Source organism: Bacillus sp. SIMBA_074 (assembly GCF_046534555.1).
GTDB classification, from domain to species: Bacteria; Bacillota; Bacilli; order Bacillales; family Bacillaceae_G; genus Bacillus_A; species Bacillus_A mycoides.
The window spans coordinates 1-228 of sequence record NZ_JAWRYM010001397.1 but is presented as its reverse complement, the minus strand read 5'-3'; the positions used below and the strand labels follow the sequence as shown (position 1 = coordinate 228).

General features: G+C 43.9%; 1 protein-coding gene. It reads right to left on the bottom strand.

Features of this window, described 5'->3' with window-relative positions:
- Positions 1-118 precede the first annotated feature (118 nt).
- A partial coding sequence (locus SB773_RS35295) for a hydroxyisourate hydrolase (protein WP_410595272.1) occupies positions 119-228 on the bottom strand: 110 nt, incomplete at its 5' end.

The following is a 228-nucleotide window of genomic DNA, read 5'->3' as shown; positions in this document are numbered from 1 at the left end:
GGGCCATATCCCCTACTCTTAGTTCAGGACCAATCAAGGTCACTGGATTCCCGCCTAAAGTCACTACACCTGTACGCTCATGTGCCAAATTGAACCCTCCAACTCTCTTACTGATTTATTAGCTTCCACGGTAGGTGCTATATCCTCCCGGAGCAACAAGCAGAGGAACATGATAATGTTCTTCATTACTTCTTATTCCAAAACGAAGTGGGACCTTATTTAAAAATG